Genomic DNA, 20224 nt, shown 5'->3' with positions numbered 1-20224 from the left:
AAAGCATGAAACAAGCCTGTTGAAAGCTAATCTTAAGCATATAAAGGGTATTATGCGTGAAGAAGTAATAAAGAGCGTGAGTGATGAATGTATGTTAGTCCTTCTACTAATAGTATGGTACTGTTACAGTGGTTTGGTTACCATTCGAGATATCCGTTATAACGATGTTAATTCCGCTTCTTCCTTCTGTCACTTCAATCTGATAGTTGCCTACCGTGTACTCACCAGGTGCCAAAGCGCCCTCGCCAAATTGAGAAACAACTAGTTGTCTGGACAGTTGGCTAAGAATCTGGCGATTTAAGCTTTCCTGAAAATCCTTAAGTGGATCACGGTTAAGTAAACTAGATGAGGAAGCAGCCGCTGAAGGATCCTTCAGCTTATCTTGTGCTTGGGCAGAGGACTGTAGCCATTGATAATTAAAAGTATCGCCGCCAAAAGCAGGGTTACGAGGCTGGTATACCATATCCTGTGCCTGCGAGTCGAGGGTGCCGACTACAAACATAGCCGAAGTGAAGCAAAGCAGTAGAAGTAGTTTGCGCATAATGAGAAGGTTAAAGTGACTGTTAAGGGTGTTTTAAAATCTTTCTATTGATCTTTTGCCATCTGCATCCAGCTGCTGCTGAAGCCGGTTGTTTTCCAGGTATTCAGCCGCTATCGCTACTCCATATCCTGCCAGCTCTTCTATGATATCGTAACGCGGCTGTAACTGCTGTTCGAAAATTATCTCTTCGTTTACCTGAATCTGCACCAAGGCACCATTGCCTCTGGTGGGGAATTCTTTTATTAAAATGGTAAAGTTTTTTACAAACATTGGGGGCTCCCACTTGTTATGGAATATCTCATAAAAGTCGCGCCCTACTTTGGTAATAGTTTCGTCAACGATCAAGCCGTCTACCTCAAGTTGAGAAGAATGCCTGATTTTCTGCTCGATTGGTTTTTTCTCTTCTATGCGTTCGGACTTGTTTTCAATGCCGCCATTACGAAGCGTATCCTGTACGGCAGTTTTTGGTATAGTAGTCTTTGGAGGGATTTTGCCTTTTTGGGCATATACCTGCACAGAGGGACTCCATATATACATGGTGCAGCACACTATGAAAAGGTAAATAGTCCTCACAATCAATTGCATTAAGTAGCCAAAATTTAGGATTCCTTAAGTCAAATATAGGGAATATACTTTACAAAAATAATTAAGTTTCTAAATAATAACAGATAATTATAATGGTTGTAGGGCGTGAGCTTAAAGAATAGGATGTGAGAATGTTCAAGAGGTTGTGTGAAAGGTATGGGACAGATAGAATTGCACAAAAAAGCCTCTGCACATTTGAGAACCTAACCAGTTATTATACCTGAGAGGGTATTAGATTTTAAAATGATCGTGGAGTACTATAGTTATTTTGTGTAAAGTACTGGGGGAGGGTTATAACATTCTTTACTATCAACCAATTGATGATATGATTAAATAATGCATTTTATTCCATGACTTCGCTCACATGCTTGCGGATGTTATGGCATATCTGGTCAACAGGCAAATCGTTCGGGTCAGTGCCGAATGGGTTCTCGATCTCCTCGGCAATCAGCTCCAGACTGGCCAGGGCATATAGAATCAGGATGACAACCGGTATCACGTAATAGCTCAGGCTGAACACCCAGCCAAAGGGAAGCGTCATGACGTAAAAGAAAATAAACTTCTTGATAAAGACGCTGTAGGTATAAGGTATAGGGGTGTTCTTGATGCGCTCACAGGCGCCGCAATGGTCTGTCAGGGCCTTGATGTCCTCGTTGAGCACAAGCATCTGAGCCGTGTCAATTTTCCCCTGTTTATACATCGTATTGAGACGCACATACATGCCGGCAGCTACCTGGTTGGGTAAGTGTTTCTCTTTCTTCAGGTCGAGTACGGGATCCAACTCACGGAAGTCTTCGTTTTCGCGCAGCAGGCCTTTAAGAGCAAAGGCGTAGTTCGGAATCATCAACCTGAAAAAACGACGGTCGTCTTTGTCGGTTGCGATGGCCTGCAGTTTGATGGCCAGGTTACGGGAACTGTTGGTGATACCGCCCCATATCTTGCGGCCTTCCCACCAGCGGTCGTAGGCGGTGTTGGTGCGGAACACCAGCAAAAGCGAGATCACAAAACCCAGCACGCTATGCATCATGCCTACGTTCCGGAGGTACTGCGTCTCAGAAAGGTTAAGGAAGTTCAACTCCAGGTAGGCAACCAGACCGGCATAGACGCCCACACCCAGCATAAGTGGCAGGAGTTTCCTGAAGGTGTCGGCCTTCGAGAAACGGAATATGAAAACGAACCAGTCTTTGGGGTTGTAGTTGATCATAAAAAAGAATCCGCTTAGCCCGTCCCTAAGTGAGCGGGCAGGCTAAGCGGGGTTCAGCTCGGCTAAAAGTTGAGCCTAAAGATAAGTACAATTTTTTTTAATGCGCAAGCCTCTGCTCCAAAAATAAATATGGGATTTTATTTATGTGTTTGATTATCAGTTGTATATACCAATGTGGGACTCTCCAAACTGCAGGGGACTAAAAATGAGTGCCTTTCAGCACATTTTAGCCTATACCTTTGTTCTAACTATATGGAATACTTTGTAAAGCAGGGCAGTGTGGTGCGCGAGATCTGGGGAAAGGGCGATACCATCCTCTTCATTTTCGCGGGCGCCTCAGCCGAATTTGCACTCAACAAAGCGGTGGACTGGCTCTACTTCACCGGCCGGCTTCCCGCTGACCCGTTGGGGCGCTTGTTCTCGACGGTAGGCTATGCCCGCCAGATCGTGTTTTCCAGTCTTGATGGGGCCCACAAAGCGATCGATACGATGGCGAAGATACATGCCGGGGTAGAGTCAAAACGCGGCATGGCTATACCTGACTGGGCGTATCGGGATGTGCTGTTTATGCTGATCGACTATTCCATCCGCTCTTTTGAGTTACTGGAGCGGAAGCTTTCTGATGCCGAGAAAGAAAGTGTGTTTGAAGTGTTCTGGCGGGTAGGTACACGCATGGGGCTTCAAGGGCTGCCGGAGACGTACCAGGACTGGCTCCACATGCGGCAGCGCCACTTAGAGGAAAATCTGGTAGCAAGCTACTTTACCACCGATCTGTACAAACAGTACCGCAAGCACCTGGGGCCGATCCGGTATAAGCTGTTGCTGGAGGGGCAGAAACTGATCGTGCCGACGATCGTGCGCGAGCAGCTTGCGTTGGGTAAGTGGTCCGTTCTGAAACCAGTGCTGTCTGTCTACAAACTCAGCCGCCGGTTGCGTGCCGACTGGTTGATCAAGTCCCTGATCCTGCCACCGGCTTATAAGAGCGAAATAAAGGAATTGGATGTGCACCCAGCCTAGAGGCTTGTTGTTGATTATCTGGTTGCCTTTTTATGTTAAATAAGCGTCTTTTTTAGTCAGCTATACCTGAAGTGGTCTATACCTGCTCCAGGTGTTTTTGGATTTCGGCGACAGTTTGCCGGGCGCTTCTGCCCACTCCGATGAGGGTGGCGGAGGCGAAGCCGGTCCAGTTACCATAGCCTACCAGCCAAAGCCCCGGCTGCTGTGTTGACCTGGCGCCCTCGACCGCTACTCTTCCTTTTTCGTCGCGCTGCAACTGCAGGCAGGCGAGGTGGTCCAGCGCAAAGCGGTAGCCCGTGCACCAGATCACGGCATCGATCTTCTCTTGTTTACAGTTTGGCCAGATAACTCCCTGCTCGTAGAAACGCTCGAAAGGACGCATCGTGTGCAATGCTCCCCGATCACGGGCTTTTTTCACCGGCGGCACCATCACAATGTTGCCGACATGAAACTGAGAACTGTTCAACTCCCGACCATGCTGCATGGCATAATAACGCGCCGACGCCTGGTCAAAGAGCACACGCCCGTCCACATCGTCCGGCAGAAAGGTTACTTCTTCCAGTGTTACCCAGCTTGTATCCGCCACTTCAGATACCTCAGCCAGAATCTGCGCCCCGGAGTTACCGCCGCCTACGATCAGCACCCGCTTTCCGGAGAATGGCTCCGGTTTTTTGTAGGCAGCCGAGTGCAACTGCTTTCCTTTGAATTTATCAGCGTCTGGGAAGTCAGGTATAAAAGGCTTCCGGAAGGAGCCGGTGGCACTAATGACGGTGCGGGCAAAGTAAGTCTTCTCCTTCGTTTCAATCTCGTAGATGCCATCCTCAAAACAGACATCCTGTACATGTACAGGCCTTTCTACCGGTACTTTATACCTGTTTTCGTACTGCGTCAGGTAGTCGATCACCTCGTCGCGGGAAGGGTACTCGTCCTTGCTCTCCGGCATCAACCAGCCAGGCAGGCTGCTGAAGGCAGCCGGGGAGAAGAGGGTGAGAGAATCCCAGTAGTGTCGCCAGGAAGCCCCCGGAGCCTGCTGGTCATCCAGTAACAGATAATTGAGATTTGCCCGGTTCAGGTAGTAGGCACAGGCCAGCGCACTTTGTCCACCGCCAATCACGATGGTGTCGTAGATCTTTTGCATGTCAGGTAAGCTGTTGATGTGGGAAGATACGGGATTTAAACTTTTTCTTTCATTTCGAACACGCCCGAGACGCGAATCGAAGGGGGCGAGTGTAGCTGGGAGTAGGGGCCCCTACTGTTCGAAACCTGTGAAAGAATTGTTTTTTGACTATTCAGGCTGAAAACAGGAAGCGAAACTTTCCCCTTGAGGGGACATAGGGGTGTAAAAGGCTGCTGTTTTGCTATTTGGTTTCTGCTCTGAATGGCCTCCGGCCTATAGAACACCCCCTTTTTACCTACGGTCGCAATCTTCGAACTCGCGTTCTCGTTTTTCCTCAACGGGGCAGTTTTAATTGGCAGAATCTAACTTTAAAGATTTGCAAACCCTTTTTAGCATGTTGCGATCAGTAGTGATTAGGCCCCCTCGATCAGAGAAATCTGAATTATTGGTTTAAAATGCTCCAGATTTCTCACTAGCGTTCGAAATGACAGATTGGGTTTTGACAGGTATAGCCAAGCAAAAAAAAAAACGCCCCGACCAGAGCCGGGGCGTTTTCTATACCTAAGGGTCGCTTATTTCTGAGCGCTTCCCTGCGTTTCTATATCTTTCAGCAGTTCGCGAACTGCTGCCTCCAGTTGCTGGTCTTTTCCTTTGCTTACCAGTTCGTATTCGTTCGCCACTTTCACGTCTGGCTCAGTCTGCAGGTTCTCCAGGTACTGGCCCTGCACATCCTTCACGCCCAGTGGTGGCACGCCCCAGCGCACCGATCCGTTCTGCAGCATTTCCCAGCCGGCGAAGGTACAGGTGCCCGGTACTGGCATACCTACCAGCTTGCCCAGCTTCAGGTCGGCATAGCTGAAAGCGAAGCAGTGGCCGTCGCTGTAGTTGGCTTCGTTGGCCAGCGCAATACTCGGCTTGGTCCAGCGGAACGAAGGCTCAATACCCATGGAGCGGGTATCGGTGGTGTAGTCAAGGAACTTCTTGCCGCTCAGGAACATAGCCAGGTCTGCTACCAGGTCACCACCGCCGTTGTTGCGGGTGTCCACGACCATGCCTTTGCGGTTGGCGTATTTGCCCATTACCTCTTCGTACACGGTGCGGTAGCTTGGGTCGTTCATACCCGGTATGTGCACGTAACCCAGTTGCCCGTTGCTCAGGCGATCTACCTCCTCGGCGTTGCGGCGCACCCAGCGCTTGTAGAGCAGGGTATTTTCTTCGCCTTGCGAGATAGGCTTCACGGTGATATCTCTTCTGTTCTTGCCATTGGCATCCGTCACAGTGAGCAGGGTGTTCTTGCCTGCTTTGCGGTTCAGGAACTGCGCCAGGTCCTTGTCCGGTGTAATGGTTTCGCCATCGATCTTCTCGATGATCATACCTGCCTGCAGGTTCATACCCGCCTTGTTCAGCGGACCACCTACGATCACTTCGTCCAGTTTGATGCCGTTGCCGGTATAGGTCTGGTCGTAGAAGATGCCCAATGAAGCAGTGGCGTCGCCGTTCGGATCGTTTTTGCTGTAGCTGGCGCCGGAGTGCGATACGTTCAGCTCGCCCAGCAGTTCGCTTAGCATTTCAGTGAATTCATGGTCGTTGCTGATGTGCGGCAGGTAAGCTTCGTAGTCGGCTTTCAGTTCCTCCCATTTGGCACCGTGGTAACCGGCAGTGTAGAAGGTCTGCTTCGTGCGGCGCCACACGTGCTCGAACATAAAGGCACGCTCCGCGGCGGCATCCAGGTTCATCTCGCCGTCGATCTTCACGGTTTCCTGCTTCGTGCTGTTACTTGGGTCCAGCTTCACGATCTTACCATCCGACTCCAGGAAAATATTCTTCTGCTCCTTGTCCCATACCATGCTGGCGCGGTTGGCATTGAGGGTCACGAGCATTTTGGTTTCCTTACTGCGCAGGCTCGTCGACCACAGGTTATAGCCTTTCTCGAACTTAGCCAGGTAGTAGAGTGTTTCGCCGTCTTTTGACACCAATGCGTCCGACAGGTTGGAAGAGTGCAGCGTCAGTTTCGCTTTGCGGTGGTTCAGGCCTTCCCAATCGATCTGCAGCTCTTCTTTTTTGGCAGACTCGTCTTTTTTAGCTTTCTTTTTATTTTTCTCCTGCTCTTTTTCCTTCTCCTTTTCTTTGGCCGCTTTTTCTTCTTGTTCCTTCAGAAGGGCATAATCCTCTTTGCTGAGTCTGAACTTGTCGAAGGCGTCCTGTGTGAAGAACATGGCGTATACGTCGGCCTGTGCGCCACCGCTGTTGGCCTGGCTGCGCATGCCGTCACGGGTGCTGTTCCAGATCATCATCTTGCCGCCCTGCATCCATTTCGGAGCAAAGTCATTGTAGCCGCTTTCGGTCAGGTTGATCTTCTTGCCTTTGCCGTCTGCCGAAATAATGCCTACCTCACCATTGGCGAAGCCGGGCTCAGAGTACTCGAACAGCAGCCATTTGCCATCCGGGCTCCAGGTATAATACTGGTCGTTATCGCGCATGGAGAAGAGCTCCTGCGTGGTCAGCAGCGTGCGTACCTGCTTGCTGGCCAGGTTGAGCACTTTCAGGGTCATGCGGTCTTCCAGGAAAGCCACTTCTTTTCCGTCAGGGGAATAAAGTGGGGAGTAGTTCTCCTTGTCGTTTTCGATCAGTGGCGTTTCCTTCAGCAGGGTAGAGGCATAGAAGTAAGGCTCCTCCTCGCGTACGATGTCCGTCTTGTAGATCTTCCAGCTCTTGCCGCGCTCGCTGGCGTAAAGCAGGGACTTACCATCAGGGGAGAAGCTCACGCTGCGCTCCTGCTCCGGCGTGTTGGTGATGCGCTTGGTCACAGAACCCTCCACGGCACTCACAAACACTTCTCCACGGTAAATGAAGGCAACCTCTTTGCCGTTAGGTGAAACGGCCAGATCACGTATGCCATTGCCCACCGAAAGGATGCTCTCATTATTACTCTTGGCATCTGTCGCGATACGAACGCTCACTTTCTGTGCCTGACCGTTCGGTTTGCGGGTATAGAGTTCGCCGTTCTGGCTGAAGGAGAGTGTACCGTCATTGGCAGCGGTCAGGAAGCGAACCGGATGCTTCTCAAACTTGGTCACCTGCTCTGGTTTGGCAGGGCCCTTGGCAGCCATACTGTACACGTTGAAGGTACCGTTAGCCTCGCTCAGGAAGTAAATGTTTTTGTCATTATCCGCAAAAACCGGGTTGCGGTCCTCGCCTTCGTAGGTAGTCAGCTTGGTGTGCTTGCCGGATTTGGTGTCGTAGGACCAGATGTCACGTGCTACAGAGGATACGTGGTGTTTGCGCCAGGTATTCTCGCCGCCTTTTCTGTCGTGGTAGAGCATGGTACTGCCATCGCGGCTCAGCTTCACGTCCTCGGCAGGCGTGGTGAGCACCTGCTGCACGCGACCACCCGCAACAGCAACCTGGTACAGCTCCGAATGATAAGCGGTTGGGTACTGACGGTTGCTGGCTGCGTCGAGGCGGCTGGAGCCGAAGTATACCGTTTTGTTGTCGTGGCTGAACTCGTAGGGAAATTCGTTTGCTGAGTGGTAGGTAATGCGCTGGGCTGTACCACCAGTGGCCGGCATCACAAAGATGTCGAAGTTGCCGTAGCGGTCGCTGGCGAAGGCGATGGACTTGCCATCGTGGCTCCACACCGGCATGAAGTCATGCGCCTCGTGCAGGGTGAGTGGAACGGCTGTGCCACCCGCTGCCGGTACAGTATACAGGTCACCTTTGTACGTGAAAACGATGGTTTTGCCATCAGGGGAAATAGCTGGGTAGCGCATCCAGGAAGGTGCGTCCTGCGCAGCAACTGAAAGCGCCGATCCGGCGGCCAGCAATGCTGCTAAAGCATACTTTTTGATCATAGGGTTCGGATTGAAAGCCCCTAAGTTAAGGAAGATGTCGGAAAGATGATAAGTTTTTGAGGGGAGCGATGTTATACCTTTAGTTGGGGGAAGCGGGATATCGGAACCGGATTATCATCTCACCTCAGCCCTCGATTTGTGTCAAGACAAATAACGAGGTGCTACCAGCCAGAGCAAACAATGAAACAATAAAGTTTGCCATACCTAAAAGACCCGGTTACGCTAGTAAAATAAATTCCTCTAATGCGACTGCATCACGAGCGCCAGCACACTAAATGCGACAATCACCCACAGCGTAGGCGATATGGTTCTGGCGTTTCCGGTGGCAACTTTGAGTACAGCCCAGCTCAGGAAGCCCCAGATGATGCCCTGGGAAATAGAGTAGGTAAAGGGGATCAGCACCATGGCCAGAAAGGCAGGTATGGCTTCATCCATTTTCAGCCAGTTGATTTTGACAACCGGCCTTACCATAAAGGCACCAACCAAAACCAAAGCAGGAGCAGTCGCGATGGCCGGGATCATGGAGAGGAGCGGAGCCAGAAAAAGGAAAGGTAAAAACAACAAACCACCCACCACCGCAGTCAGTCCGGAGCGGCCGCCGGCCTCGATTCCTACAGCCGACTCCACATAAGCTGTGCCGGGGCTGGAGCCAAGCAAACCTGCAATGGTAGTAGACATGGCATCGGCTGTGAGAGAACGGGCTACGTTGCGTGGCTCCCCGTGCTCATCTGTTAGGTTGGCGGCTTCGGCTAGACCTACAAAGGTGGAAAGACTGTCGAACAAATCGGTGAAGACGAAAGCGAAGATCACCGGAAAAACAGCAAACTGCAGCGAATTGATCAGATCCAATTGCAGGACCAAACTGAAGTCAGGCGTAGAAAAGAGTCCCTGCCAGCTGATAACCGGATCAGCCTCCATGGCCCACCAGCGGCCCAGCGGATAAGCTGCCAAAGTAGTGAGCACAATGCCAATCAGGATGGCTCCCGTTACGTTGCGCGTGATCAGGATCGCCATAAGAAACAGGCCACCCAGAAAAGTAAGAACTGACGGTGAGAGCGGTCCCAAACCAACCGTTGTAGCCGGATTGGAAACAATGAAGCCGGCATTGGCAAATCCGATCAGTGTAATGAACAGCCCTATACCTGAGGCGATGGCATAGCGCAAAGGGCGGGGAATGGCCTTGACAATCAGGGTACGCACATTGAATACAGAGAGCAGCAGGAAGATAATACCCGACCAGAAAACAGCTCCCAAAGCCACCTGCCACGTGATGCCCATACCCATCACCGCAGAAAAAGTGAAGAAAGCATTCAGCCCCATGCCTGGCGCCACAATAATCGGATTTCGGGCATAGATACCCATCATCACGCTGCTGAAGAAAGACACCAAAACCGTCGCCGTCAGTGCCCCCGAAAAAGGCATTCCCGCCTGGCTCAGGATCGATGGATTTACAACGACAATGTAAGCAGTGGCCAGAAAAGAGGTCAGGCCGGCGAGTACCTCAGTCCTAACGTTTGTGTTATTTTTCTTCAGTTCAAAGTATGACTCCATGCCTGTGATTAGGGTTGAAGATGGATGGGAGTATAATATTAGGCAATTTATACGGAGATGCCCCAAAAACTTATCGATGTTATTTCAGTGATCAACTCCGTCTCGCCCTCCCGTGATTTTTTATCTGCCTGTAAGCAACCCTTCGCCTGCTGCACTTCTCTATTGCTTTAAACCTACCTGCTCTGATTGTCCATTTTAAAACACAAGTGTTCATTATCAGACACTTGGATAGAGCATTTGTTCGAAATATATAGCGTAACGGGCTGGAATAAAGCCTTTTAGGATGTTGGCATGCAATTAGAATAAACACAATTAAACTATGAAAAATATTTAATCCTGTCCACATGAAAAATCCTCTATCTCTCCAGTCCAAACTTAATGGCAAGTTGCTGTTGCTGATGCCATTGTTATGCTTCATTTTCACAGCTGCCTCGGCACAGCAGGCCACCATATCAGGCAAAGTGCTGGAAACAGCTGACAAGCCGATGGGCTACGCCAACGTGCTCCTGCTCCATGCAGCAGACTCCTCTCTCGTGAAAGGGACACTCTCTGACGAAAGCGGTGCTTTCCTGTTCGAAGGTATAGCCGTAGGCAGGTATAAGGTCGTGGCGAGTATGGTAGGCTTCGGTAAGTCGAAGCCCGTGGAAGCGAATGTAAGCTCCGAAGCAGAGGCTCTGAAACTGAATCCGATTATGATGAGCCAGTCTGCTACGGCGCTGAAGGAAGTCGTGATCGAAGCGCAGAAGCCGCTGATCGAGCAGCACCTCGACAAAACGGTGTTGAATGTGGAGAACAGCATTGTTTCGGCTGGTAACACAGCGCTGGAAGTACTGGAAAAAGCACCGGGCGTGGTGATCGATCAGAATGACAACATTAGCATGCGTGGGCGCCAGGGCGTGATCGTGATGGTTGACGGAAAGCAGGTACCGATGTCGGGTGCTGAGTTGGCTAACATGCTACGTGGCATGTCAGCCAGCAGCGTGGAGAAGATCGAGCTCATCACTAACCCATCGGCGAAGTACGATGCGGCCGGCAATTCGGGCATTATCGACATCCGCCTGAAGCGTGACAAGAGCCTGGGCACCAACGGAACATTCAACGCTTCGTACGGACAGGGCCGCTTCGCCAAATCAAATCAGGGAGTGCAGCTGAACCATCGCACCAAGAAGTTCAACCTCTTCGGCAGCTATAACTATGTGTTGCGCAAAGATTTCAATGACCTGGATATTTACCGTCGCTTCCTGGACGAGAACGGCAGCTTCATCGGTGCTTATGATCAGCAGAACAGGTTTGACTTTACGCTGAACAATCACACCGGCAGAGTAGGGGCTGATTACTTTTTGTCTCCTAAAACAGTGCTGGGCGTGATAGCCAGTGGATTTGTGTCGGACTTAGACCGCGGAACAAACAACCGCTCCAGTGTGATCAATGCAGCTGGCGTGCCCGAATCGTCTTTCATCACCACTGCTGATGTCGAGCATGGACGCCGCAACCAGGCCTATAATTTCAACCTGAAGCACACGATCGACAGTGTAGGTCGTGAGATCACGGCCGATGTGGATTATATCGCATACCGCAACACGGATGTGCAGAACTTCATTACCAACTATTACAACCTGAGCAATGAGCAGATCCGCAGCCCCTACCTGCTGTACGGTACCCTGGACGGTGAGCTAACCATCAAATCAGCACGCGCAGATTACCGTCAGCCACTGGCGGCGATCGGTGGCAATTTTGAGGCTGGTGTAAAAAGCAGTTTGGTTACAGCCGACAACAACCTGGCCTTTTTTGATCGCAGCAATGGCGGCAATGTGCCGGATACCGACAAGAGCAACCACTTCCTGTATGACGAGAACATCAATGCGGCCTATGTCAATGCGAATAAGAAATGGACGAAGGCTGGTTTGCAGCTAGGGCTTCGTCTCGAAAATACGATTGCCAAGGGCAGACAAGTTGTAGGTGATGATGGCTTTAAGCGCAACTATACCCAGCTATTTCCGAGTGCGGCGGTTAACTATAGCCTGAGCAAGAAGCATGACCTGGGGATGTCTGTGAGTCGCCGCATCAACCGGCCTTCTTACAACCAGCTCAACCCCTTCAAAAACTTCCTGGACCCAAGCACTTACGCAGCGGGAAATCCTGCCCTGAAGCCGGAGCTTTCCTACTCCTTCGAGCTGACCCATACCTTTGATCAGCGTTTCATCACTAAACTGAGCTACAGCCACACCACCGATGTGATGGTAAATGTGCTCTCGCCAGACCCGAATGCAGAGAAGCTGGTGGTGCAAACCTTCCGCAACCTGGCTACGCTCGACTACTACGGCCTGACCTTGACTGCGCCTTTCTCGATCGGGAACTGGTTCAATAGTGTGAATAACGGCACATTCTACTATGGTCACTACAAAGGTTTTTTGGCTGGAACAGACCTGAGCAATGGTCGCCCTACTTTCAACTTCAACTCAAACAACACCATCAAACTGCCTAACAACTGGTCAGCCGAGCTGGTGGGCGTTTACCGCAGCCGCGAAGTGTATGGCTTCCTGGAAGTAGACCCGATCTGGTTTATGTCGGCAGGTGTGCAGAAGCAGTTCTGGGACAGAAAGGCCAGCGTGAAACTTAATGTGTCAGACATATTCTTTACCAACAAAGCCAACGGGTATACCGCCCTGGCCCGCTATGAAGAGAACTTCTACCAGCGCCGCGACACGCAGGTAGCCACCCTGAGCTTTAACTACCGCTTTGGTCAGGCGCAGTCTGGTCCGTCTCGCCGCCGCACCGGCAGTGCCGAAGAAGAGACGCGCAGAGCAAATTAAGTAATTGTGAAAGAGTAAAGACTGGTTTTTGTTAATTGTTAAACCGCCCGGGCCTTGTCCGGGCGGTTTTGCTTTAGGGTGCGTATACCTGGGTTATACCTGGGTTATACCTGTTGCGCCATGTCCCAGACTGCCTTTTTCAAGTTTCACGGCTCTTTGAACGACTTTTTGCGCCCACGTCAACGCAACACGAGCATCCGCTATACATATGCAGAACACCAGACGGTGAAAGATATGTTCGAGGCCATCGGTGTGCCCCATGTAGAGGTGCGGGAGGTGCTGGTGAATGGAGAAAAAGCAGCATGGAGTCAGCGGCTTCAGAAGAATGATCAGGTGGAGGTATACCCGTTTGAGGGAGGGGAGGAGCTTCTGTCAGGTATAGGAGAACGACGTTTCGTGCTGGACGTGCACCTCGGCTCGCTGGCCCGTTCCCTGCGCATGCTGGGCTTCGACACGGTATACGGTCAGCACTTGCAGGACCCGGAACTGGTGCGGCTTTCCAGTGAGGAGCAGCGCATTCTGCTCACGCGGGATGTGAACCTGCTCAAGCACAAGGCTATACCTGCAGGCTACTGGCTGCGCTCGCAGCACACAGAGGAGCAGCTAAAAGAGGTAGTCAGCAGGTATAAACTGCATGACCAGCTCCGGCCTTTTTCTCGCTGCATGGTTTGTAACGGAAACATTGTGGCAGTGGATAAACAGGAAGTACTGGAGCAGCTGCCATCTAAAACGAAGCAGTACTTTGACGAATTCTACCAGTGCCAGCAGTGCAAACAGGTATACTGGAAAGGTTCGCACTATGACCGGATGATGGAGTTGGTCCATAAGATAGAGCGTATGGATGGCTAGCCTGCAGGTTTAAATTTCGTGTATGCCTTCTTTCCAGGATATGAGCTGGACGCGGAAGAATTTAAAATTAATATGGAAAGGTATTGGCAAAATTTTACCTTTGCTTTCCTGACGTAGACAAACCTACAACTCATAGACTACGAGAATTTGTATAGCTTCCGTACCTATATCGCTTTTGTTTTTCTGATGCTGTTCACGCGCGTGATGGTGCCAGACGAGATGGTATTGGCTATGCACTTTCACGATCACACCGAGCATGCGCTTCCTGATGCAGATCAAAAAGTAGATACGAAGCATCAGCACTGCCACGTCGATGAGGTATACAACTCAGATTTCTCTTCTCCAGAGTTTTCATTTGAGTTGATCAAATACAGGGCAGAAGTTTGCTATTTGCAGCCTTACAGCTTCGCCTGGAAGTTTACTTATCCGAACAACACGTACCTGCGGGGGCCACCCATCGCCTAGGCGCTTATCATCCACTTGAGGTTCATTTGAAGTATGCTTTGCTGCAGGCATAAAGCTGTGCTCCTATACCTGGGAATAGCAGTTTTCAAACCCTGTGCAACAGCTACCGTTCTCGCCTTGCCTTTAGTTTAAGGTATAGGTGCGTCGATCAAATGCCAGCATTCACTTGGAATAAGCAGCTGGTATAATCCACTACTTCCTGGTTTTAGCTGAACAGACCTTCGCACTGCAAAGTCATTGTAGTTAGATTGGGGTATCTGTTTATACCTGCTTTCGTGAGAGTTGGGCAGCGATGTTTGTTAGCATCTACACTGCCTGGCAGGTATAAGCATACCAGCTGTTTGACTGTGCCCTTTAGTAGCGGGTCCCCTTCCTTTACTCACCCTTCCTGATCAGTCATTCTTTCCAAATAACATTTCATTTAGATCAAATGAAGAATTCAGTTTTATACCTTTTTATAGTATTCCTATTGTGCACAGCAGTTTCTGTGCAAGCCAAAGTCAAGCCATTTACTTTCGCCGGGCAAGCGATAAAGGCTGGCACAAAGCATTCTGTCTTATTGCCTGTCATTAGCGGGAAAGACAGTACCGTTATACCTGTCACTGTTTTTCATGGCGCCAAAAAAGGTCCGGTGCTAGGTATAACCGCAGGAGTGCATGGGCTGGAGTACGCACCCATCATGGCTGCCCAGCAGTTATCAAAGCACCTCGACCCGGCTAACATGAGCGGCACCGTGATATTGGTGCACATGGCCAATGTACCTGCTTTTCTGCATCGGTCGCTGATGGTGAACCCCGTGGACGGCAAGAACCTGAACCGTGTTTTTCCGGGCATACTGGACGGCACCCTGACGGAACACATCGCGCATATTATTTCCAATGAAGTGATTGCCAAGAGCGACTATTTCATTGATGTGCATGCCGGCGATGCCAATAATGACTTGCGCCCATACGCGGGCTACTACAACTACTTCGATATGCCGGAAGTGTCAGAAAAGGCCAGGCAAATGGCAAAGGCGCTGGGCTTCGACTTTATCGTGCAGTTTGGCAATGAACAGAGTCTGACGGAAGAAGCTATTTACTGCTCCCGCGAAGCAACCAAACGCAACATTCCTGCCGTGGATATTGAGTGCGGCCGCATGGGTATAGTAGAGGAAAAGCCGGTTCTGCAGATACAGGAGGCTTTGCTCAGCCTGATGCGCCACCTGCAGATACTGGAAGGGAAACCTAACACGGTACAGAACCCAGTTATGGTGGCGCAACGCACCACGGTCAGCAGCCAGCACGAAGGCTTTTTCTACAGCGACCTCACCAGCGGCGACTATGTGAAGAAAGGCATGAAGCTAGGTTATATCACCGACTTATTCGGCAATCACCTTACTGATGTAACCTGCCCAACGGATGGAGTTATTCTCTACAAAACATTCAACCCTCCGGTTAAAAAAGGCGACGGCCTGTTCAACATTGGGCATATCAACTAACTCTTAGGCAAAAAAATGTAGCAGCCAACAGCTGAGTTTCAGTTGGCATGGCACCTCACTAGCATCAAAGACTTTTATGAAAAGACATGTAAGTATATTGTTCCTGTTCCTCTTCCAGTTCGCAGCAGTGGCCCAAAACACAGGCTCCATCAACGGAAATGTAACAGATGGAAACGGAAAGGGGATTGAAGGCATCACCATTCTGCTAAAGGAAAGTAACCAGGTGGCTATTACACAGCCCAATGGAAGTTTCGTTCTCAACGATTTGAGCTTGGGAGAATTTACTGTTATCGCGAGAGGCCTGGGCTACAAAGAGGTAGTTCGGCAGGTGGTATTACAGAAGGAAGCCCCATATGCTCACATTGACTTTCAACTCAAAACTATCTCCAATGCCCTGCAGGAGGTGGAGGTACTGGGTCGTAAAGAAACCACTTACAAAAGTGAGTACAGCTTTATCGGGACCAAAACATCCAGCCTGGTCATCAACGTGCCGCAGTCCATTTCTTCGGTTACAAAAGAGTTGATGGACGACCAGCAGGCTTTCACACTCAACGATGTGGTGCAGAATGTGGCGGGTGTAAACCAGTACTCAGGTTACGATGACCTGACCGTACGTGGCTTCCGCAACGGCTACGAAAGCGGCTTCCGACTCGTGAATGGCCTGCGTTCCGGGTATAGCTATGGCAACGGATTTTTTCGGGTACCGCTTGTAGCCAACCTGGAACGGGTAGAGGTATTGAAAGGCCCGGGTGCCGCACTGTTTGGTGATATCAACCCGGGAGGAACCGTGAACATGGTGACGAAGAAGCCACTGGAAGAAGAGCGCAAAGCTGTGAGTTTCTCTGTCGGCAGTTTCCAGACCATGCGTACCGCGCTGGACTTTACGGGTCCGCTGAACGAAGACAAAACGTTGCTCTACCGTATGAACATCGGCTTTGAAGATACCAAAACGTTTCGGGACGTGAACGACCGCAAATCCTTGATGATTGCGCCTACAGTGACCTTCCGTCCGACTGCCAATACGACCCTGAATGCGGAGGTGGTTTACAGCAACTTCAACGGCTACCTGGACCGCGGCCTGCCTATACAAGGCGGGGACCTGTTTGCGTTGCCTTTCTCCTTTGCCGTCAACCAGCCCAACGACCACTTCAAGGTAACGGATCTGTCGCTGAACGCCTCGCTCAACCACAAAATAAATGATGGGCTGTCCTTCAACATGGCTTACATGAAGTTTGCTTACTCCGAAGACATTCGGGAGCACCGTACCCTGAATACCTTTGCTGATGCGCCGCAGAACACGGTAATGAACATCCGCTACTTCGAGCGCCTGGCCAAAGAGTATACTGATAACCTCTCAGCTTACTTCTCACTGACCCGTAACACAGGTAGCATCAACCATAAAATAGTGCTGGGAGCCGATTATGTGAAATTTGATACCGACAAGAACAGCACCATGTTCGAAGCGCGGCAACAGCTGGTGAATGGCGCGGCCATACCCTTGACTTTCGACCTGAAGAACCCGGTGTACGAAGTGAAGAACACCAGCAATTACATTCGTCGTCCGCTGCCGCAGTTCTTTATCGACTACCTCAATAACGTGTTTCATACCACGGGGCTTTACGTGCAGGACCAGGTGGAGCTGACAGACCGCTTGGGGCTGTTGGTAGGACTACGCTACGAGATGTTCCGCGACAGACGCGACTATGGCGACGGGGAAGAGAACATAGAGCAAAATGTGCTGCTGCCACGAGTCGGCCTTACCTATTCGCTACGCAATAACCTGAACTTCTTTGCCAGTTATAGCCAGGGCTTCCGACCTATTGGTCCGCAGTACATCAAGTATCCGGAGCGCTACGGACGAAGCGAGCCCTTCCGAAACGAAACTAGTTACCAGGTGGAGACAGGCCTGAAAGGAGAGTTCTTCCAAAAAGCGCTGTTTGCCACGCTCTCACTGTATCAGGTTGAGAAGCGCAATACATTGGTGAATACCTTTCAGTTGACAGAAGAAGGTAATCCGATTTACAGGCAAAACGGCAAAACACTGTCACAAGGGGCAGAGCTAGAACTAACGGGTAACATCACACCAAACTTTAACCTGAATGCCAACTATGCCTATAACCACACCGAAGTGCAGGGCGCTGACCTGAGTGCAGAGAACGGCATGATGGCTCCCAATGCACCAAGGCACTCGGCAGGGTTGTGGGCCAAGTATACTTTTGCCAACTCCGCCTTAAGAGGAATTGGTATAGCGGTGGGCGGTAACTACATCGATAGCCGGCGCATGGAAGTGCAGGTAAACCAGGTAAACACCGGCGAACTGATATGGGACTATTGGCCATCTTATGCTGTAGCCAATGCTGCCCTTTTCTACAATGTGAACAAGTTCAAGTTCGCACTCAATCTGAATAACCTGCTCAACGAGCGCTACTTTGTCGGCGGCTATGATTACTTCCGTGCCAGCCCAGGAGCGCCCAGAAATTACATGGCTACAATCGGCTATACCTTTTAATGGATGGGAGAACATTGTCGTCAGAAGCATTATGCATCCCGAGAGTTAAGAAAGATTATTGAAGCAACATATCAAAAGACATCAACCATCATCATCTAAGAATATGGAATACATATTAGAAGCGAAACAACTCAGAAAAGAGTACCAGGATAAAGTGGCGCTCAAAGGCCTGGACCTCCAGATAAGTGCCGGCGAAATTTTCTGTCTGTTGGGGCAGAACGGCGCGGGCAAATCTACGACCATCAACCTGTTCCTGGGCTTTATACAGCCCTCTTCTGGTGCCGCTTATATCAACGGATACGAGGTGGCCAGCAACGTGACGCAGGTAAAAGAATACCTGGCTTATATACCCGAGAACGTGATGCTGTACCCTAACCTGACAGGTATGGAGAACTTGGCGCTGTTCAGTAGTCTGGCCGGATTCGACTATTCGAAAGAAGAATTAATGCACTACCTGGTGCAGGCAGGTTTGCCGGCCGATGCTGTCAGTCGCCGGGTAGGCGGTTACTCCAAAGGGATGCGCCAGAAGGTAGGTATAGCCATTGCGGTGGCCAAGCATGCCAAGGTGCTCCTGCTCGACGAACCGACTTCCGGCCTCGACCCCAAAGCCAGCAACGAGTTTTCGGAGCTGTTGATGAATCTCAGCCAACAGGGCACCGCCATTTTTATGGCGACGCATGATATTTTCCGGTCTAAGGAAGTGGGCACGCGCATCGGCATTATGCGGGAAGGTGAACTCGTGGATGTGCAGCCTGCTGCCAACCTCAACGCCAACGAACTAGAAAATCTATACCTGAACTACATGCACGTGGCAAGATGATAAAAAGCATAGCAAAGAAAGAATTCATCAGCACCTTGCGAGACCGCCGCTTTATGGCGCTTAGCATCATTGTGCTGCTGCTGTTGTTGGCTGCTACCGTCGTAGGGCTGCACAGTTATAACACGCTGCAAGCTGAGCGGGATGCAGCGCAACAAACGGTGAACGACCAGTTTGCCAACTCGGAAGACCGTCACCCGCACCGTATGGCGCATTACGGCTCCTACGCCTTCCGTCCCAAGTCCAGCATCAGCTTCCTGGATTTTGGCATGGACTCCTATACCGGCGCCTCCGTGTTTATGGAGGCACACAAGCAGAACAGCGCCAACTTCAGTCAGGCGCAGCAATCTTCTTCGTTAATTCGCTTCGGTGAGATGACGGTAGCCTTCGTGCTGCAAATGCTTATTCCGTTGCTTATCATCTTTTTGTGTTTTGGAGCTTTTGCCCAAGAGAAGGAAACGGGCACGCTGAAGATACTGCTTAGCCAGGGCGTATCGCTTCGGCAGGTGGCCTGGGCCAAGGTAGCTGGTTACAGCAAAGTGGTAGCGCTCGTGGTGGCACCAGCCATGCTACTCGCCAGTGCGCTTCTGTTCGGTAAAGGCGGGTTTGACTTGAGTAGCGATGTACTGGTGAGGTTGCTGTTGTTCATAGGCTTTTACCTGGTCTACTTCTTTATCTTTATTGTGCTGTCGGTGGTAATATCTGCCTTGCACCAACGGTCAAGCACAGCACTGGTTACGCTATTGGGCATCTGGATTTTATGTTGCGTGATTATACCGAAGGCATCTGCCAACCTGGGCGCAACACTCTACACGACCCCAACCAAAGCACAAATGGATGCTGATGTGCATGAAGAGGTAGCCAAAGGTATAGACGGGCACGGCAGCGGACAGGACGAGCGTACGGAGGCCCTTAAGCAGGAGTTGTTTAAGAAGTACAAGGTCTCCTCCATTGAAGAACTGCCTGTTAATTTCGATGGTATACGCATGGCGGCAGGAGAGGAGCACAGCACGCAGGTATACCAGGAGCACTTCGACGAGCTGACCAACATCTTCCGAAAGCAAAACCGAATTTCAGAATATGCCAGTTTTCTGAACCCCTACCTGGCGGTGCGCCATCTGTCTATGGGGATGGCAGGCGCGGACTTCGATCACTATGTGCACTTCCAAAACGAGGCGGAGCAATACCGTTACAACCTGGCGCAGGGACTCAACAACATACAGACAACCCGACTAAAGTACGGCGACAAAGAAACACGTCTGAGCTCAGATACCTGGAAGGAGTTTCAGCCATTTGTGTATGAAACGCCCCAAGCCGGGTGGGCATTAACAAATCACATCGTGTCTTTTATCGCGCTGTTCATGTGGCTGGCATTGGTCAGACTGGTGGGTATGCAGCTGATAGACAAAACTAAAATTGCTTAAG

At 50.7% G+C, this 20224-nt stretch carries 14 protein-coding genes; 8 read left to right on the top strand and 6 right to left on the bottom strand.

All coding sequences use genetic code 11. The annotated features are described in order from the left end of the window. Positions 1–106 precede the first annotated feature (106 nt). The 3 genes from Q1A54_RS19425 to Q1A54_RS19415 form a co-directional block, all read right to left on the bottom strand. Positions 107–541 (bottom strand): curli production assembly/transport component CsgF, encoded by a 435-nt coding sequence (locus tag Q1A54_RS19425; RefSeq protein WP_299991514.1) that lies wholly within the window; start codon positions 539–541, stop codon positions 107–109. Between the two features lie 33 nt (positions 542–574). After that, entirely contained in the window at positions 575–1078 is a 504-nt protein-coding gene (locus Q1A54_RS19420; RefSeq protein ID WP_299991512.1) for a CsgE family curli-type amyloid fiber assembly protein, read from the bottom strand. Positions 1079–1469: 391 nt separating this feature from the next. After that, a complete protein-coding gene (locus Q1A54_RS19415; protein ID WP_299991510.1) occupies positions 1470–2330 on the bottom strand; it encodes a bestrophin family ion channel in 861 nt (286 codons plus the stop codon). 252 nt (positions 2331–2582) lie between these two features. Between Q1A54_RS19415 and Q1A54_RS19410 the strand changes: the two genes are divergently transcribed. Continuing rightward, positions 2583–3347 carry an oxygenase MpaB family protein gene (locus Q1A54_RS19410; protein ID WP_299991507.1) on the top strand — a complete coding sequence of 255 codons (765 nt, stop codon included), beginning with the start codon at positions 2583–2585 and terminating at the stop codon, positions 3345–3347. Between the two features lie 76 nt (positions 3348–3423). On the opposite strand, the gene Q1A54_RS19405 is transcribed toward Q1A54_RS19410, so the two are convergent. The 3 genes from Q1A54_RS19405 to Q1A54_RS19395 form a co-directional block, all read right to left on the bottom strand. Then, positions 3424–4485 (bottom strand): ArsO family NAD(P)H-dependent flavin-containing monooxygenase, encoded by a 1062-nt coding sequence (locus Q1A54_RS19405; protein WP_299991505.1) that lies wholly within the window; start codon positions 4483–4485, stop codon positions 3424–3426. A gap of 551 nt (positions 4486–5036) precedes the next feature. After that, positions 5037–8315, bottom strand: coding sequence for a S41 family peptidase (locus Q1A54_RS19400; RefSeq protein ID WP_299991502.1), 3279 nt, complete (start codon positions 8313–8315; stop codon positions 5037–5039). A gap of 240 nt (positions 8316–8555) precedes the next feature. Further along, the gene (locus Q1A54_RS19395) at positions 8556–9866 is read right to left on the bottom strand and encodes an NCS2 family permease (RefSeq protein ID WP_299991500.1); all 1311 of its coding nucleotides are present in this window, start codon (positions 9864–9866) and stop codon (positions 8556–8558) included. Between the two features lie 344 nt (positions 9867–10210). On the opposite strand from Q1A54_RS19395, the gene Q1A54_RS19390 reads away from it, so the two are divergent. The 7 genes from Q1A54_RS19390 (at position 10211) to Q1A54_RS19360 (ending at position 20223) form a co-directional block, all read left to right on the top strand. Beyond that, positions 10211–12679, top strand: a complete 2469-nt coding sequence (locus Q1A54_RS19390) for an outer membrane beta-barrel family protein (RefSeq protein WP_299991497.1) — start codon at positions 10211–10213, stop codon at positions 12677–12679. Positions 12680–12799: 120 nt separating this feature from the next. Continuing rightward, a complete protein-coding gene (locus Q1A54_RS19385; RefSeq protein WP_299991494.1) occupies positions 12800–13528 on the top strand; it encodes a Mut7-C RNAse domain-containing protein in 729 nt (242 codons plus the stop codon). Positions 13529–13714: 186 nt separating this feature from the next. After that, positions 13715–13993: a hypothetical protein gene (locus Q1A54_RS19380; protein WP_299991492.1), complete on the top strand. Its 279-nt coding sequence runs from the start codon at positions 13715–13717 to the stop codon at positions 13991–13993. 559 nt (positions 13994–14552) lie between these two features. Beyond that, positions 14553–15473, top strand: a complete 921-nt coding sequence (locus Q1A54_RS19375; protein ID WP_299991490.1) for a succinylglutamate desuccinylase/aspartoacylase family protein — start codon at positions 14553–14555, stop codon at positions 15471–15473. A 76-nt stretch (positions 15474–15549) separates the two neighbouring features. Then, the gene (locus Q1A54_RS19370; RefSeq protein ID WP_299991487.1) at positions 15550–17982 is read left to right on the top strand and encodes a TonB-dependent receptor; all 2433 of its coding nucleotides are present in this window, start codon (positions 15550–15552) and stop codon (positions 17980–17982) included. 103 nt (positions 17983–18085) lie between these two features. Continuing rightward, positions 18086–18802: an ABC transporter ATP-binding protein gene (locus tag Q1A54_RS19365; RefSeq protein ID WP_366915847.1), complete on the top strand. Its 717-nt coding sequence runs from the start codon at positions 18086–18088 to the stop codon at positions 18800–18802. Continuing rightward, positions 18799–20223, top strand: a complete 1425-nt coding sequence (locus Q1A54_RS19360) for a DUF3526 domain-containing protein (protein WP_299991485.1) — start codon at positions 18799–18801, stop codon at positions 20221–20223. Before Q1A54_RS19365 ends, Q1A54_RS19360 begins: the two co-directional genes overlap by 4 nt. Position 20224 lies beyond the last annotated feature (1 nt).

It is taken from the genome of uncultured Pontibacter sp. (assembly GCF_947502515.1).
Lineage (GTDB): Bacteria > Bacteroidota > Bacteroidia > Cytophagales > Hymenobacteraceae > Pontibacter.
Note: the sequence above shows the minus strand (reverse complement) of the source record. Positions and strands in the feature narration are given on the sequence as shown.